This is a genomic window from Rhodococcus wratislaviensis (genome assembly GCF_900455735.1).
GTDB classification, from domain to species: Bacteria; Actinomycetota; Actinomycetes; order Mycobacteriales; family Mycobacteriaceae; genus Rhodococcus_F; species Rhodococcus_F wratislaviensis.
In genome coordinates this window covers 211,774-225,833 of sequence record NZ_UAUI01000001.1, presented here as the reverse complement: position 1 = coordinate 225,833, position 14,060 = coordinate 211,774, and the positions used below count along the sequence as shown (strand labels likewise).

Below are 14,060 nucleotides of genomic sequence, written 5' to 3'. Positions count from 1 at the left end.
GTGGGTGATTCCACTCCCATGGGTGCCGCAAACGCCCCCGAGGGTTGGTTCAGTTCGGGCGCTGCAGTGGGCAGAGTTGTCCCTGTCAACGAAGCACTATCCCACCACCCTTTGGAGATACTGAATGATCAACGCCCGCCGCACCATTGCCGCCATCGCTTTCGCTGCCCTTCCTGTTCTGAGTGCCTTGGGGGCGGCGTCCGTTGCGCATGCCGAGCCGATCGGCCCGAACGGGCCCACCGGTGGCCCGTGCCCGATCGTGAACACGGACTCGCAGGGCAACGAGACAGTGACGTACGGCAAGCCCGGAGACCGCAACGGCGCCCTGGTGTGCGGTGCTGACGGTGAATGGACGGTGGGTAAGGCCGGCGGCTTCAAGGGGGGTCCCGGACAGATTCAGACTCAGCCCGGACTCTCACGCGGGTAATATCAGCTTGAAACTCGCTGGGTTGAACGTTCTCGGCGGGCTTTGACGGACGGGTCAGAGGTATTCGTGCCGGTGTCCGCATTCGAGGCCGTCGGGCGCCGATCGTGGGCATCGATTCATGCAGTGGAAGACGCGATACCGCTTGCCCGGGGGCAGCGACGCGAAGCCCGCATGAGCGTCCTTGATTTCGTATCCGATCAGACCGCGGCAGAACGAACAGGTCTTGGTCTCGTCGGTTCCGGTCTCCATCCATCGATCGTAAGGCGGTTCACGGTGGGGAAGTCGGGAATCTCGCGTTCCGTCTGCCGCGGGTGACCTCACGTCTCGGATGTCGCCAAGATGTGTTTGAGGACGGCGAGGTCTGTCGTCGCGCCGAGGTCGGCGATCGTCACACCCGATAGTGATGCGCGCCAAGCCTGTTCGGCACCAGCCATAACTTTCGCGATGCCGCATGGGGAGCGGCACTGCTCTGGAGGGGCGGCGAGCACTCCTTGCCTGCGGATCTCCGTGCACCGAAAGGCGGGCTCGGTTCCGTCGACGGCCTGGACGACGTCGAGGACGGTGATGGCCTCGGGTTCGCGGGTCAGGACGTATCCGCCATCGCGGCCCTCGGTGGGGTGGACGAGGCAGGCACGTGCGAGCGACTGCAGGTGCTTGGCGAGGTATGTCTTCGACACACCGTGCAGTTCGGCCAGCCGGGCCGTGGGTACCGGACTCTCGGCCTGGCTGAGAACCACGCAGCAGTGAAGTGCCCACTCCACGCCGCCGGAAAGCTTCATGGCCACGACTCTATCCACGCCCCTGTGTCGGTGTTGCGGAGTGATACTGCATCATCGTTTCAGGCGTGTTCGCGCAACCAGTCGTCCAGCGTGGTCGGTGCGATCCAGGCGTTGGCGCCGGGTGTCGGAGTGATCGCAGCGTCATCGAGCTTGGCGCCGAAATAGCCGGCGTCGGGGTCGGTCGTCACGGTCCGCTGGTCGCCGGTCGAGGCGAACAGCCGTCGAACGAGTGCATCGATGCCGAGCGATTCAGGCCCGGCGATCTCGACCGTGCCGCCGAGCGGGGCACCGACAGCGACTTCCGCTACCCGGGTGACGACGTCGTGCGAGGCAATCGGCCGAAGGTGTGCCGGGGTCGCATGAACCGTGTCGCCGACAGTGCCTGCGTCGGCGATGCCGGCGATGAACTCGAAGAACTGCGTCGATCGCACGATCGAGTAGGGGATGGGGCCCGACTTGACCAGATCCTCCTGGGCGACTTTGGCGCGCATGTATCCGGAGGCGGGAAGCCGGTCGGCGCCGACGATGGACAGGACGACATGGTGGCCGACGCCTGCCGCCTCTTCGGCGGCGAGCAGGTGGTTCGTCGATTCGCGGAAAAAGGTCAGGACGTCGTCGTCTTCCCAGGACGGCGAGTTGGTCAGGTCTACGACGACGTCGGCGCCCTCCACGGCCTCCGCGACGCCCTTGCCGGCAGTGGTGTCGATGCCGTCGCCGCGACCGAGTGCAACGACGTCGTGACCGGTCTCGGTCAGCTTCGATGCGACCTGACTCCCGATGAGTCCGGTTCCGAATATAACGATCTTCATGCCCGTCTCCTAACTTGGATTTATATTGTCCTAGTTTACTTGGATGGTAGGTATCCGAGTCAAGGGTTGTAAGTTCCGTGCGCCGGGCGTGGGGTGGGTCTCCTCGTCCTTCGTGGCAGAAGGTCTGCACGCAGCGACAGTGATAATCAAATCTGTTCTGGTGCAAGGACTATGTCGAATTTGCATCGAGACCACGTCCGGTCGCCGACGTCGCTCCCATCGGGGGTGGGTGTCCCTGGGGGTTGCTCCACGAAGTCCTTGATCAGCGAGTCCTTCACGCCGAACACGCTGTCCCCGCGTTCGAGTTGCGGGTCCCCGGCGACGAAGATGTGCGTGACGAGGGTTCGCTGGCCGTCCGCGGTGACCATGAAGTGAAGGTGCGCGACCCTCATCGGTGATCGGTTGGTCGCGGCCAGCATCTTTCCGACCGGACCATCGCTAGGGATGGGGTACGGAACAGGTGTCATCCCCCAGAACCGGTAGCGTCCGTGTGCATCCGCGAACAGGTGCGCCCTCCCCGCGATCCGACCGTCCGAGTATTGGACGTCGTAGAACCCGCCTTCGTCGGCCTGCCACACCTCGATCCGGGCTCCGGGAACGGGGTTGCCCATGGTGTCGGTGACGGTTCCTTCGATCCAGCAGGGTTGCCCGGTCGCACCACCGGCAATGTCGCCGCCCACGGCGACTTCGGGCGCATCCTCGACGAAGAACGGTCCGAAGACGGTGGACTCGGTGGCATCCTTGTAGGCCGGGTTTCCGACGGCGATGGTCTGCATCGAGACGCCGAGAACGTCGGAGAGCAGGATGAACTCCTGGCGCCGATCATCGGTAACGTTTCCGACGGCGGTGAGGAACGCGATGGCGTTGCTCCACTCGCCCTCGCTGAGGCGCACCTCACGGATGAACGCATGCAGATGCCGGGCCAAGGATTGCATCAACTCCTTCAGCCGCGGGTCTGTCGTGGAGTCGAATGACGCGACCACACTGTCGACGAGCCGCTGCTCGATCGCCATCTGCTCGTCGAGGGTTTCAGTATCGCTGGTGTGCATCGGTAGTCCTCTCACAAAACCTGGGCGCATCCAAATGTGCAGCGCCCGGAGCTGGAACTGTCGGGCCGGGAACCTGCCCGGCCCGACAGCGCTGATCAGACCTTCTCGGTCTCCTTGTAATAGCCGTCTCGGACGTCCTGCTCCCGCGCGTACTCGGGTTGGTACGCAACGGACGCCCAGTTCGAGTTCTTCTCCACCTCGGCCGCGCGTGCGGCGAGCGCCTCGGTGTCGCCGAAGCCGAGAACCTGTCGCGCAAGGTCGGTCAACGGGCCGTCGACCTGGTACTCGGTGCGCTGCATCGTCAGCAATCTGACGAGGTAGAGGGGAGTGCCGTTGAACTTCTCGAACATCTCGTGGCGAGCACCCCACTGGGTGAGATAGCGTTCGCTGATCTGCCGGAAGATGGATACGCGGTCGCGCGCACTGATCGATGTGCCACGCAAGGCCTCTTCCAGCTTGGGGCCGAGGAACGGATGGTCGAAGTCGGCCTTCGTCGGTGACATCACGACACCGCGACCGCAGAACTCGATCAGCTGGTTGACGGCGTTGTGGATGTTCTCGAGGTAGTGGGCGCGTCCGAGGTCGACGTAGATGTTGTTGGGCTTGAACAGCCCGCCCGCTGTCGTGAATCCGGTCTCCTCGGCGGCAATGGCGAATGCCTTGCAGGTTTCGCGAAAACGGACGAGATCGGCAAGCTGCGACTGCACGATCGGGTTGTTGTTCGTCCCGAGCGCGTTGGTCAGCAGGAGGGCGAGACCGACGATCAGTTCGGCGTGGACCGCGTGCCGAATCTGGGTCTCGATGTGGACCCAGTCGAACTGGCGCTGCGGGTACCACTTCGCGTGATCGGGATTGCCGATGTGCTGAACGTTCTCCCACGGGATGAAGACGTCGTCGAAGTACGCCATTCCGTCGAGTTCGTCACCGATGGTCGACAGTGGATGGTCGTAGGGCTCGGCATCCGGAGTGGCGTTCGATTGGCGACACACCAGTGAGAGCCCAGGGGTGTTGACCGGAACAATTGCGTACACGGTCTGATCCGAGGTCTGCCCCGGTCGCCACAGGTTGCCGACGAGCAATTCGTTGACGAAGGGAAGAGATGTTCCCATCGCCTTCCAGCCGCGGACGACGATTCCCTGGTCGTTCTGTTCCACGATGCTGAGCATCGGGGTTTCTCCGAGCGCGTCGTCGCGTCCACGGTCGAATTGCACATCGACGAACATGGGGGACAGTGCGACGTCGTCGGTGGTCACACGCTGCCACTGAGACCGGATATTGTCCGCGAAGGAGATGGTGCGTCCGCCGGCGACGACTGCGTTGTCCTCCCACGGCTCCGGATCGTCGATCTGCGCGTACATCACGACATGCATTCCCGCCGGCGGCCGAGTGAAGATACCTCCCTGGAAGTGCCGGAACCAGAATTCGTGGTAGGCGCGGCGGCGCGCGGCATCGGCCTTCGATCGGGGGAGGAACCAGTGCATCGACTTCCGGACACCGTCGTCGTCGACGAAGGTCAGAACATCCTGATGCTCCGGGTCGAGATGCAGATCGTAGTACTCCGCAATCGCTTTCGCGTATCCACTCGTCTTGGGATGGGTGGTGACGTCGTCGATCAGTTCGCCGCCGACGTATACCTGGCGTCCGTCTCGAAGCGACTCGAGATACTGCTGTCCTGTCCTCATGGAGGAACCCTTCTCTCTTATTGGGGGAAAACTGCGTTGTCGGCCTGCGTGGTTCGCCACATCGCATTCCTGTAGGGAACGAAGTGGCCGAAGCGGCCTCGGTAGTACGAAAGTGGATTGCCGGTTCCGGCCTGCGCCTCCACGACTTCGGCGACGAAAATGCGGTGCGTGCCGCCTTCGAGATCGTCGACGACGCGGCACGTGAGGTATGCCAACGCTTCCGCCAGGCGGGGACCGTGTTGGCCATGGTGCACGGCTACGTCGGCGAACTTGTCCGCCCCGGGCGTTGCAAACGTGTGAGCCAGGGACGCTTGATCCTCACCGAGGATGTTGATCGTGAAATGGCGGGCATTGCGGATTGCAGCGTGCGTCCCCAGTTTCTGATTCACGCAGACCAGGACCATGGGGGGTGTGTCGCACAGCGATGTCACCGCGCTGATCGTTGCGCCGTAGCGGACACCGTCGTGTGCAGCCGTCACGATCGTGACACCACTCGCGAAGTGTCCGACAACGCTGCGGAATTCGGCTTTGTCCAAGGGCTGCAAGACATTCTGTTCCATCGGATCCTCCAACATTCGGTGTCGGGCCGGCTTGTCCGGATTTGGTGTCGTCTGGCTAGACCCGGCCGTTCACGCGCTCCGACCGCGATCTGCGGAGTGGAGTGGCCTGCGCCGTGTGAGCGGAAGACTGTGACCTACCTGACACGAAGAACGCTAGAACCTCATCCGGATTCAGTCCAACAGATGTGGCAGATGGGTAATATCGGCCGCACCGATATCCTGCGTTTCAGGACCGTGCGGCAATTGTCGAGACGGGCTCAACGCTCGCGCCCGTTACGACACGTCTCCGGTCGGGGTGAGGCGGGCCGCGGTGGCGGCGAGGCGCTGTCGAAGCCACCGATGACCCGGATCTTCGGTGTGCCGCGGATTCCAGTACATCGCATCGGTGATGCCCGGCACCGGAATCGGCGGCTCGACGAGGCGTAGGCCGTCGAGCGGCAGCATGGAAGCGGCCCGTTCGAGGACCAGGCTGACCAGTGATGTGCCGCGAATGAGGAGGGGTGCCATGAGAAAGCTTTCGACCGTGAGCTCTATTCGCCGTCGCACCCCGAGTGAGGCCAGATGACGATCGGCGAAGTTCAACTGCCTGTCCTGGCCGATGGAATAGACGAGATGGGGCAGCTGCAGATAATGGTCGCGGTCGAGTCGATCCAACACCGCCGGTTCGTGCATGCTGCCGTCGAGCATGCATACCCAGCGGTCGGAGAACAGTGAGACGCCGGGCGGTGGCGAGTCGCCCATCATCTCTCGGGGCTCGATGACAAGGTCGGCGGAATCGAGGCGAAGGACAGCAGAAACGTCGGGGGAGCGGGGCAGCACGTTCACCGTGACATTCGGGGCCTCGTCGGCGAGTCCGCGGAGCAGGGGTGCCAGAACGACCGCCGTCGCATAGTCCGATGCGCTGATCGAAAACGATCTGGTCGTTGTGCGTGGATCGAAGTCGTCGCTCTCTGCGAAGACGCCGTCGATCTGGTGCAGGATCTCCCTCACCGGCGGGATCAGGGCCTCCGCGCGAGGGGTGAGGACGAGTACTCGGCCGTTACGGACCATGAGCGGATCGTCGAACAATCGCCGCAGTCGCGACAACGAGCCACTCATCGCCGATTGGCTCAGGTTCAACCGTCGTGCAGCGTCGGTGACACTTCGCGTGCTCAGCAGGGCATCGAGATCAACCAGCAGGTTGAGGTCGACACTGCGGAGATCCTTCATCTGATCCACACTATCGGCACCAGCGATGTATTGCATCTGTGACATCCGTTGGACCGGACGACCTGGAATGGGTGATCATTTTCGAACCCGCAGCAGGCGGGCGTCGGCGTCAGTTCACGACGCCGACCGAACAGCGGTGGTGGGTGCCCCGCTACGAGTGGAGTTCATCGATGAATACAGCGGAACCTTCAGCGTCCTCGGATATTTCGGAGCGCGACCTGCCGAGCTCCATACCTTTCACTCGAACAACATTGCCTGGTCGAATAGTTTTCGGCGACGGGGCCCTGGCCCAGCTGGCACCGGAACTCGACAACGGAAACCTGCGCAGAGCCATGCTCATCGTCTCGGCCCGCCAGTCGAAACTTGTGGACCGCGGACGGTCCGCCTTAGGCCATCGAACGGCACTGGAATGGAACGAAGTTCGACAGCATGTACCTCGCGATCTGGCCGAACGCGCCACAGTCGCCGCCAGCACCGCCGACACAGACGTGATCGTCGCCATCGGCGGCGGCAGCACCGTCGGTCTCGGCAAAGCGGTCGCGGTGAATACCGGCCTCACCCTGGTCGCCGTCCCCACCACGTACGCCGGCAGCGAGATGACGCCCATCTACGGGCTCACCAGCGGAACGGACAAGAAGACCGCCCGCGATCCCGCGGCCCTGCCGAAGATCGTCGTCTACGACCCGCGACTCCTGACCGCGCTGCCGGCCTCGATCGTCGGCCCCAGCGGGATGAACGCCTTGGCCCACTGCGCCGAAGCCCTGTGGGCGACGAACCATGACCCGATCACCGACGCACTGGCTCTCGATGGTGCCAGCCGACTCCAGCGCTTCCTGCGCCGGGCGTACACCACAACCGACCTTGCAGCCCGTGGAGAGGTTCTCCTCGCCGCCTGCCTGGCCGGCATCGCGCTGGGGACGGTAGGCACCAGTCTGCATCACGCGCTGTGTCATCTCTTCGGAGGAATGTGCGACGCCCCCCACGCCGAAACCCACGCGATCGTCCTGCCCTACGTCATCCGGTACCTGGAACCCGCGATCCCCGACACCATCGCCCGTGTGGCCGAGGCGATGAAATGTGACCCGACGACACTCGCCGACAACGTCTGGTCGCTGGCCCGGTCGGTCGGCACACCGACAGGACTCCGAGCCATCGGCATCACGCGGGACCAGATCGATGCAGTTGCGGAAGCAGCCGTGGCCGAGAATCTTGTCAGTCCTCGGCCGCTGGAGATGCTACCGATTCGCTCACTCCTCCGCGAAGCGTGGAACGGAGACCTTCCCCAATCACTGTGACAGCAAGACCTTCCCCCGCGTCGAAGGCTGCCGAGCAAAGGAGACACCGATCATGAACTCACTCACCCAGATCGTGACCGATCTGTACACGGCATACAACAACCACCGCCCCGCGGACGTCGCAAAGCTCTACGCTCCGCTATGCCGCCACCGCGATATCGCAGCCGGCGCAGACCATCGCACACCGGAGAAGATCGCCGCCGGTCTCGCAGGGCTCTTCGCAGCCTTTCCCGACGCGCACTGGAACCTCGATGACACGCTCATCGATGGCAACCGTGCGGCGGTGACCTACGCACTATCCGGTCACTTGAATGGCCGCCTGGGCCCGTACGAGCCGAACGGGCAGAGGGTGCACCTGGCCGGAGTGCAGATGCTGGAAGTGAGAGGCAACCACATCATTACCAGCACCGACTATTGGGACGGAGGTGCCCTTCATCGCCAGCTCAGCGCGTCGTGACCCTTCAATGCGACTTCAGCCCTTGCTCTTTCGGATGACCTCCGTCGACTCCTGGGCCTTCGCCCGCTTCTCCGCCCGGCGCTCCTTCAGGGCGCGGGCGGACTGTTTCGAACTCTTGACGGCGGATTTGTCAGCCATTGTCGCTCCATCTTCGGAAGTGGCAACCACGAACTGATCCCGACCATACCCAGGAAAGTAGATAAGTCCACTTCGGCATCCGGCCCGAGCGTGGTGCCGAGCTGGAAGCATCCTTCCGTGAGATCCCAAGAACCGCAGGAACGCTCACGAACTTGCTTATTCCTGGGCGATGGCTATGGTCCATGCAAGCATCAACGGCATCTACCGGAGGACTGAAATGTGAATGCAGCTACCGATCGTCAATGGGCGGTTCGTGACGCTGTTCTGCGTTGGCTTCTCGCGAAGACCACGGAAGGGTACCGAAGTCCGATTCTGGACGCGGATGCCATCGGTGAGACCGTCGGCTGGGCGCCCTCGCCCCTGACCCGGGACGAGGTGGCCGATGCGTCGAATTACCTCTACCGGGAAGGGTATGTGACCGGGGTGCCGGTGATGGGTATCGGAATTCCGCGCCCGATGTTGACGGTGACCGGGCGGCGCGTCGCCAAGACGGAAAGGCCTCTGCGCCGGGCGATGCGCGGTCACGACGTCGTGAGCTAGCGACAACCTTCGGCGTCGGGGGAGTCGGGCCGTCACAGGTCGGCCCGCTCCCCGCGCCTTGCTCAGATGACTCACGGCGCAGTCAAGCCTTCGACGACGGCCGCGGTGGTGTCGGCGATCGCTTGGTTGTTACCCTGCGCGTCCTCCTGATTCGTGAGGCTGTCGGTGAGGATGGTGAGGACGACGGGTGCGCCGTCCGGACTCCACGCGACACCGGCATCGTTGGCGGTGCCGAATCCGCCGCCACCGGTCTTGTCGGCGGCAGTCCATCCGGTCGGCAGACCGGCGCGCATTCGCTTGTCCGACGTCTTGCTCGCCCGCATCCACTCGAGAAGCTGATCGCGGCTCGCCGTGTCGAGGGCGTCTCCCAGGAGCAGTGCCCGGAAACCCTGCGCGAGGCCGTTGGGTGTCGTCGTGTCCCGGGGATCGTCGCGGAATGCGGTGTTGAGTTCGGTCTCCCACCGGTCCAGTCGCGTGCTCTCGTCCCCGATGTCCCGGGCGAGGGCGGTGATCGCCTGCGGCCCGCCGATCTCGCGGAGCAGGTAGTTCCCGGCGGTGTTGTCGCTCTGCGTCAACGCCGCTTCGGCGATCTGCCCCAAGGTCATCGGGGTGCCGACCGCCGCGGCGGTGACCGGTGAGTTCTCGACGAGGTCGCCGGGTTCGACCACGACCGTCTTGTCGAGTGACGTCGACCCGTCCTCGGTCTTGCGCAGGACCGCCGCGGACGCGTAGGCCTTGAACGTCGAGCACATCGCGAACCGTTCGTCGCCCCGGTGGCTGTAGACCTCGCCGGTCGCGGGATTGACCGCCGCCACTCCGATCCGCGTGGAGTACTGCGCCTCCAAGGCGTCGATCGTCGCGTCGAGGGACCGGTGATCCGGTGCCGCGGCCACCGACGTCGTGGGCTGGGCCTGCTCCGCGGTGGCCGTGCACGCCCCGAGCAGCAAGGGCAGAGCCACCGCGAGAGCAACGGCACCGCGACGACCGGTGCGCCTGGGGTTCGGATGATTTCGGTATGTGGGCATGGACCCAATGTCGGATGCGGACGCTCATAGCGCAAAGACGCAAGCGGCGTCGTCGCGAGTCGGGCGGGATATCGCCCCAGTTCAGGGCAACGATTTGTGCCCGGCAAACGGTGGCGTCGCCCGATGGGGGCGGTCGGAACTGGTTCAATGGTCGCCATGGATCTGCTCCGCCACCTGAGTTTCTTTGTCGCCGTTGCGGAAGAGGGACACTTCGGCAACGCCGCATCGCGACTCGGCATGACGCAGCCGCCGCTGTCGCAGGGAGTGCGGCGGCTCGAACAGCGACTCGGCGCGGAGCTGGTTCAGCGCAGTGCCCGAGGAGTCGGGCTCACCGACGCCGGACGCCAATTGCTTCCGCGTGCGCGGCTTCTCGTCGCCGACGCGGCCCGATTCGAGGACGAGGCGCATCGCATCGCCGGCGGTCGCGATGCGGTGGTGCGCTGGGGTGTCCCGCACTCGGTGGCCGACGGTGTCGTGGTGCGCTGTGTCCGTGCCCTTCGCGACGCGGACGAGTCTCGGACCACCCGGGTGGTGACGACGACGGCGTCCACCACCGAACTCGTGGACGCCGTCCGCACGGGCAGTCTCGACGTCGCCGTGGTCGAACATCCCGCTCTGCTGACCGGTCTCGACAGCGGCCCGGTGCTGAAGCTTCGGCGATGGGTGGTGGTGCCGGACGACCACCCGGCGGCGGTCGCGAAGAAGGCGCAGGTCCGGATGCTGCGCGGGCTTGCGTTGGCCACCGGTCCCCGCTCGGACAATCCGCCGGCCCACGACCTGTTCGTCGACCTGTGGCGGGCCCGGGGGCTGGACCCGGGCATCGTGGTCGCACCGGGTCCGCGAGAAATTCTCACGCACGTGGCCGCAGGCGGTCACTTCGGCGTGACGGCGACGGCACCCACGGTGATGCCGGGTGTGGCCTGGGTCGATCTGCTGCACGAGGACCTCGCGCTGCGCCTGCGCATCGTCTGGCGCTCCGGGGCCGACGTCGCACCGTCCGCTGCCGCCCTCGACCGGGTGTTGTTCAGGGCCGATCGATGACCCCGTCGGCGGAAAAGGCCATCCGTGACGTCTTCGCCGACGCCGGGTGCACCGGATGGCTGCACGCCCGCCGCGTCGGGACCCCGACCGAGGACGGGGGTGACATCGCGGTCGGTGCGGACGACCTCGTGGTGCTGGCGTCGGTCTACAAACTTCCGCTGCTCGTCGCCCTGTGCCGCGCTTTCGAATCCGGGGAGTTGTCGCCGACCGCGACCGTCCGGGTGAATCCGGCCGACTGCACCCCGGGGCCGACCGGGGTGTCGACGTTCCATGACCCTGTGGTGCTGAGCTGGCGGGATCTGGCGCTGTCGATGATGACAGTGTCCGACAACGCCGCCGCCGACCTCGTTCTCGGGCACGTGGGACTGGAGAGCGTCGAGCTGGCACTGTCCGAGTTGGGCATGACGAGCACGCGGATCATCGGCGGCACGGCGGATGCGCACCGCAGCCTGGTGATCGACGCCCACGCGCACACCACCGCCGAAGCATTCGCGGCGCTCGCCGACAACGACGAGGCGTGGACGGTGTCCGCCTACGACCCGTCGTATGCGAGCGCGACGACCCCGCGGGAGATGACTTCGCTACTCGACGCGATCTGGACCGGACGGGCGGTGCCCGGGCCGCAGGGCGAGTTCGTCCGGCACGTGATGTCCGCGCAGATCTGGCAGCACCGCATCCGATCCGGGTTTCCGTATTCCGAGGTGGACGTGGCCGGAAAGACCGGGACCATCGGCGCCATCCGCAACGAGGTGGCCGTGGTGACGTTTCCCGGTGAGACTCCCGTCGCTGTCGCCGTCTTCACCCGCGCCGCCCGAACCGATCCCGTGCTTCCGGTGGTCGATGCCGCAATCGGGCATGCCGCCCGGATCGCGGTGACCGAACTCCGCTCCGGCCGCGTCGAGTGAGGTACTCAGCCCGGATAACGCCGGGGCGTGAACACCCTGGTCCCGTGTTCGTTCTCGACGACGGTCGTCATGGACGAGCCCACGATGAGCAGGCACCGCATATCGATCTCTGCCGGGTCGAGGTCCGCGAGCCGCACCACCCGCACCGACTCCTGCGCGCCTGCCACGTCGCGGCCGATGATCACCGGGGTGTCGGGGGAGCGGTGCTCGAGAACCAGGTCGCGCATCGCGGCGACCTGCCACGTGCGTGACTTCGATGCGGGGTTGTAGACCGCGAAGGCCATGTCGGCGCTCGCGACCGCCGAGATGCGCTGCGCCACCACGTCCCACGGTTTGAGCCGGTCCGACAGGGACAGGACGGCGTAGTCGTGCCCGAGGGGTGCGCCGACCCGGCTCGCGACGGCGTTCGCGGCGGTCATACCGGGCAGGACGCGCACGGGGACGCCGCGCCACTGCTCCTCGGCCGCGACTTCCAGCACCGCGGCGGCCATCGCGAACACACCCGGGTCGCCGGACGACACGACGGCGACGCGGGCACCGTTCTTCGCCAGGTCGAGAGCCATCGCGGCGCGTTCGGCCTCGACGCGGTTGTCGCTGGAGTGACGGCGCTGGCCCGGACGTTCGGGGACCCGGTCGATGTAGGGGCCGTAGCCGACGAGGTCGGTGGCGAGCGACAGTTCGTGCTGCACTTCCGGTGTCGTCCAGGCCTGGTCGCCGGGACCGAGCCCGACGACGACGAGTTCGCCCTTCGGTGCCGCATCGTCGCGGCGGGCGTTCGACGGGCTGGGAACGATGGCGATCGAGAAGTAGGGGACATCGCTGTCGGAGACGTCGTCCGCGGCGTCGATCTTCTGCCGCGTGGTGCTGGCCCGCTCGACGTACCACGTTTCGTCGATGCGGCCGGAGTCCTTCAACGCCTGCCGGACGGCCGGGTAGGTGCGTCCGAGTTTCAGGATCGCGGCGGCGTCGGTCTCGCGGAGGCGCCGCGTCAGCTCGCCGCGCGGCAGGGTTCCGGGCAGGACGGTGAGGATTTCCTCGCCCTCGACGAGGGGCATCGCGAGCGCGGCGGAGGCGGCGCTGATCGACGTGACCCCGGGAATCACCTCCGCCTCGAAACGCTGCGCCAGCCGCTTGTGCATGTGCATGTAGGAGCTGTAGAACAGCGGGTCGCCCGCGGCGAGGAGCGCCACCGAACGACCGGCGTCGAGGTGGGCGGCGAGTCGCTGCGACGCCTCCTCGTAGAACTCGTCCATCGCCCCCTGATATCCGCCCGGGTGGTCGACGGTCTCGGTGGTGACGGGGTAGACGAGGTGCTCCTCGATCTGGCCTTCACGCAGGTACGGCGCCGCGACCGCGCGGGAGATGCTCTTGCCGTGCCGGGCGCTGTGGAACGCCACCACATCGGCCTCGGCGATGACCCGCGCGGCCTTGACGGTCACCAGTTCCGGGTCGCCCGGTCCGATGCCGACGCCCCACAGTTTGCCGGTCACGCGCTGTTCGGAGCTCATTCGACCTCGCTCGCAATCGCATTCAGCGCCGCAGCCGTGATGGCACTGCCACCGCGGCGGCCGCGGACCACCAGATAGTCGAGATCACTCGGGTGCTCGATCAACGCTTCCTTCGACTCCGCGGCACCGATGAAACCGACCGGACCGCCCACGATCGCGGCAGGCCGGGGGGCACCGGACTCGATCATGTCCAGCAGGTAGAACAAGGCGGTCGGGGCGTTGCCGATCGCGACGACGGCACCCTCGAGTTTGCTGCCCCACAATTCGAGCGCGGCCGCCGAACGGGTGTTCCCGATCTGCTCCGCCAGCACCGGGACCCGGGGGTCGCGCAACGTGCAGAGCACCTCGTTGTCCGCCGGGAGACGCTTCCGGGTCACGCCGGCGGCCACCATCTGCGCGTCACACAGGATCGGGGCCCCGCCCGCCAACGCCGCGCGGGCCGCCTTCACGACACCGGGCGTGAACGCGACGTCGTCCACGAGGTCGACCTGACCGCTCGCGTGGATCATGCGGACCACGGCCTGCGAGACGTCCTCGGGAAAGGCACTGAGATCCGCCTCGGCGCGGATCGTGGCGAAGGACTGGCGGTAGATCTCCGCGCCGTCTCGGATGTACTCGATCATTCGCTCACGATAG

17 protein-coding genes are annotated in these 14,060 nt (G+C 65.7%); 6 read left to right on the top strand and 11 right to left on the bottom strand.

Features of this window, described 5'->3' with window-relative positions:
• Window positions 1–124: 124 nt before the first annotated feature.
• Window positions 125–427 (top strand): hypothetical protein, encoded by a 303-nt coding sequence (locus DTA22_RS00920; protein WP_037233751.1) that lies wholly within the window; start codon window positions 125–127, stop codon window positions 425–427.
• 54 nt (window positions 428–481) lie between these two features.
• Here the strand turns inward: DTA22_RS00920 and DTA22_RS00915 are convergent, their stop codons facing one another.
• The 7 genes from DTA22_RS00915 to DTA22_RS00885 all read right to left on the bottom strand — a co-directional run bounded on the left by DTA22_RS00915 (window position 482) and on the right by DTA22_RS00885 (window position 6,515).
• Window positions 482–676: a hypothetical protein gene (locus tag DTA22_RS00915; protein ID WP_112298231.1), complete on the bottom strand. Its 195-nt coding sequence runs from the start codon at window positions 674–676 to the stop codon at window positions 482–484.
• A 68-nt stretch (window positions 677–744) separates the two neighbouring features.
• On the bottom strand, window positions 745–1,206 hold the full coding sequence (locus tag DTA22_RS00910) for an RrF2 family transcriptional regulator (RefSeq protein ID WP_037233749.1): 462 nt from the start codon (window positions 1,204–1,206) through the stop codon (window positions 745–747).
• Between the two features lie 59 nt (window positions 1,207–1,265).
• Window positions 1,266–2,015, bottom strand: coding sequence for an SDR family oxidoreductase (locus DTA22_RS00905; protein WP_112298230.1), 750 nt, complete (start codon window positions 2,013–2,015; stop codon window positions 1,266–1,268).
• Window positions 2,016–2,161: 146 nt separating this feature from the next.
• Window positions 2,162–3,064 (bottom strand): hydroxyquinol 1,2-dioxygenase, encoded by a 903-nt coding sequence (gene npcC, locus DTA22_RS00900; protein ID WP_112298229.1) that lies wholly within the window; start codon window positions 3,062–3,064, stop codon window positions 2,162–2,164.
• A gap of 95 nt (window positions 3,065–3,159) precedes the next feature.
• Window positions 3,160–4,746 carry a 4-nitrophenol 4-monooxygenase/4-nitrocatechol 2-monooxygenase oxygenase component gene (gene npcA, locus DTA22_RS00895; RefSeq protein WP_112298228.1) on the bottom strand — a complete coding sequence of 529 codons (1,587 nt, stop codon included), beginning with the start codon at window positions 4,744–4,746 and terminating at the stop codon, window positions 3,160–3,162.
• 17 nt (window positions 4,747–4,763) lie between these two features.
• Window positions 4,764–5,321: a 4-nitrophenol 4-monooxygenase/4-nitrocatechol 2-monooxygenaser reductase component gene (gene npcB, locus DTA22_RS00890; protein WP_112298227.1), complete on the bottom strand. Its 558-nt coding sequence runs from the start codon at window positions 5,319–5,321 to the stop codon at window positions 4,764–4,766.
• Window positions 5,322–5,579: 258 nt separating this feature from the next.
• Window positions 5,580–6,515: a LysR family transcriptional regulator gene (locus DTA22_RS00885; RefSeq protein WP_245973259.1), complete on the bottom strand. Its 936-nt coding sequence runs from the start codon at window positions 6,513–6,515 to the stop codon at window positions 5,580–5,582.
• Window positions 6,516–6,766: 251 nt separating this feature from the next.
• On the opposite strand from DTA22_RS00885, the gene DTA22_RS00880 reads away from it, so the two are divergent.
• A complete protein-coding gene (locus tag DTA22_RS00880; protein WP_112298225.1) occupies window positions 6,767–7,810 on the top strand; it encodes a maleylacetate reductase in 1,044 nt (347 codons plus the stop codon).
• A 52-nt stretch (window positions 7,811–7,862) separates the two neighbouring features.
• Window positions 7,863–8,267: an ester cyclase gene (locus DTA22_RS00875; protein WP_112298224.1), complete on the top strand. Its 405-nt coding sequence runs from the start codon at window positions 7,863–7,865 to the stop codon at window positions 8,265–8,267.
• A 15-nt stretch (window positions 8,268–8,282) separates the two neighbouring features.
• On the opposite strand, the gene DTA22_RS36545 is transcribed toward DTA22_RS00875, so the two are convergent.
• On the bottom strand, window positions 8,283–8,405 hold the full coding sequence (locus tag DTA22_RS36545) for a hypothetical protein (protein WP_255309362.1): 123 nt from the start codon (window positions 8,403–8,405) through the stop codon (window positions 8,283–8,285).
• A gap of 219 nt (window positions 8,406–8,624) precedes the next feature.
• Between DTA22_RS36545 and DTA22_RS00870 the strand changes: the two genes are divergently transcribed.
• On the top strand, window positions 8,625–8,945 hold the full coding sequence (locus DTA22_RS00870) for a hypothetical protein (RefSeq protein ID WP_037233742.1): 321 nt from the start codon (window positions 8,625–8,627) through the stop codon (window positions 8,943–8,945).
• Between the two features lie 71 nt (window positions 8,946–9,016).
• Here the strand turns inward: DTA22_RS00870 and bla are convergent, their stop codons facing one another.
• Entirely contained in the window at window positions 9,017–9,970 is a 954-nt protein-coding gene (gene bla, locus DTA22_RS00865; protein WP_112298223.1) for a class A beta-lactamase, read from the bottom strand.
• A gap of 147 nt (window positions 9,971–10,117) precedes the next feature.
• Between bla and DTA22_RS00860 the strand changes: the two genes are divergently transcribed.
• A complete protein-coding gene (locus DTA22_RS00860) occupies window positions 10,118–11,011 on the top strand; it encodes a LysR family transcriptional regulator (RefSeq protein WP_112298222.1) in 894 nt (297 codons plus the stop codon).
• Window positions 11,008–11,916, top strand: a complete 909-nt coding sequence (locus tag DTA22_RS00855) for a serine hydrolase (RefSeq protein ID WP_112298221.1) — start codon at window positions 11,008–11,010, stop codon at window positions 11,914–11,916. The genes DTA22_RS00860 and DTA22_RS00855 overlap by 4 nt, the downstream gene beginning before the upstream one ends.
• A gap of 5 nt (window positions 11,917–11,921) precedes the next feature.
• On the opposite strand, the gene DTA22_RS00850 is transcribed toward DTA22_RS00855, so the two are convergent.
• A complete protein-coding gene (locus DTA22_RS00850) occupies window positions 11,922–13,424 on the bottom strand; it encodes a precorrin-2 C(20)-methyltransferase (RefSeq protein ID WP_037233735.1) in 1,503 nt (500 codons plus the stop codon).
• Window positions 13,421–14,047 (bottom strand): precorrin-8X methylmutase, encoded by a 627-nt coding sequence (locus DTA22_RS00845; RefSeq protein WP_112298220.1) that lies wholly within the window; start codon window positions 14,045–14,047, stop codon window positions 13,421–13,423. The genes DTA22_RS00850 and DTA22_RS00845 overlap by 4 nt, the downstream gene beginning before the upstream one ends.
• Between the last annotated feature and the right edge of the window lie 13 nt (window positions 14,048–14,060).

Excerpts from the sequence above, each read along its gene's own strand:
- DTA22_RS00845 (WP_112298220.1), bottom strand. The coding sequence starts at position 14,047 with ATGATCGAGTACATCCGAGACGGCGCGGAGATCTACCGCCAGTCCTTC.
- DTA22_RS00915 (WP_112298231.1), bottom strand. The coding sequence starts at position 676 with ATGGAGACCGGAACCGACGAGACCAAGACCTGTTCGTTCTGCCGCGGT.
- DTA22_RS00855 (WP_112298221.1), top strand. The coding sequence starts at position 11,008 with ATGACCCCGTCGGCGGAAAAGGCCATCCGTGACGTCTTCGCCGACGCC.
- DTA22_RS00860 (WP_112298222.1), top strand. The coding sequence starts at position 10,118 with ATGGTCGCCATGGATCTGCTCCGCCACCTGAGTTTCTTTGTCGCCGTT.
- DTA22_RS00885 (WP_245973259.1), bottom strand. The coding sequence starts at position 6,515 with ATGAAGGATCTCCGCAGTGTCGACCTCAACCTGCTGGTTGATCTCGAT.
- npcC (WP_112298229.1), bottom strand. The coding sequence starts at position 3,064 with ATGCACACCAGCGATACTGAAACCCTCGACGAGCAGATGGCGATCGAG.
- DTA22_RS00905 (WP_112298230.1), bottom strand. The coding sequence starts at position 2,015 with ATGAAGATCGTTATATTCGGAACCGGACTCATCGGGAGTCAGGTCGCA.
- npcB (WP_112298227.1), bottom strand. The coding sequence starts at position 5,321 with ATGTTGGAGGATCCGATGGAACAGAATGTCTTGCAGCCCTTGGACAAA.
- DTA22_RS00850 (WP_037233735.1), bottom strand. The coding sequence starts at position 13,424 with ATGAGCTCCGAACAGCGCGTGACCGGCAAACTGTGGGGCGTCGGCATC.
- DTA22_RS00910 (WP_037233749.1), bottom strand. The coding sequence starts at position 1,206 with ATGAAGCTTTCCGGCGGCGTGGAGTGGGCACTTCACTGCTGCGTGGTT.
- DTA22_RS36545 (WP_255309362.1), bottom strand. The coding sequence starts at position 8,405 with ATGGCTGACAAATCCGCCGTCAAGAGTTCGAAACAGTCCGCCCGCGCC.
- bla (WP_112298223.1), bottom strand. The coding sequence starts at position 9,970 with ATGCCCACATACCGAAATCATCCGAACCCCAGGCGCACCGGTCGTCGC.
- DTA22_RS00875 (WP_112298224.1), top strand. The coding sequence starts at position 7,863 with ATGAACTCACTCACCCAGATCGTGACCGATCTGTACACGGCATACAAC.
- npcA (WP_112298228.1), bottom strand. The coding sequence starts at position 4,746 with ATGAGGACAGGACAGCAGTATCTCGAGTCGCTTCGAGACGGACGCCAG.
- DTA22_RS00920 (WP_037233751.1), top strand. The coding sequence starts at position 125 with ATGATCAACGCCCGCCGCACCATTGCCGCCATCGCTTTCGCTGCCCTT.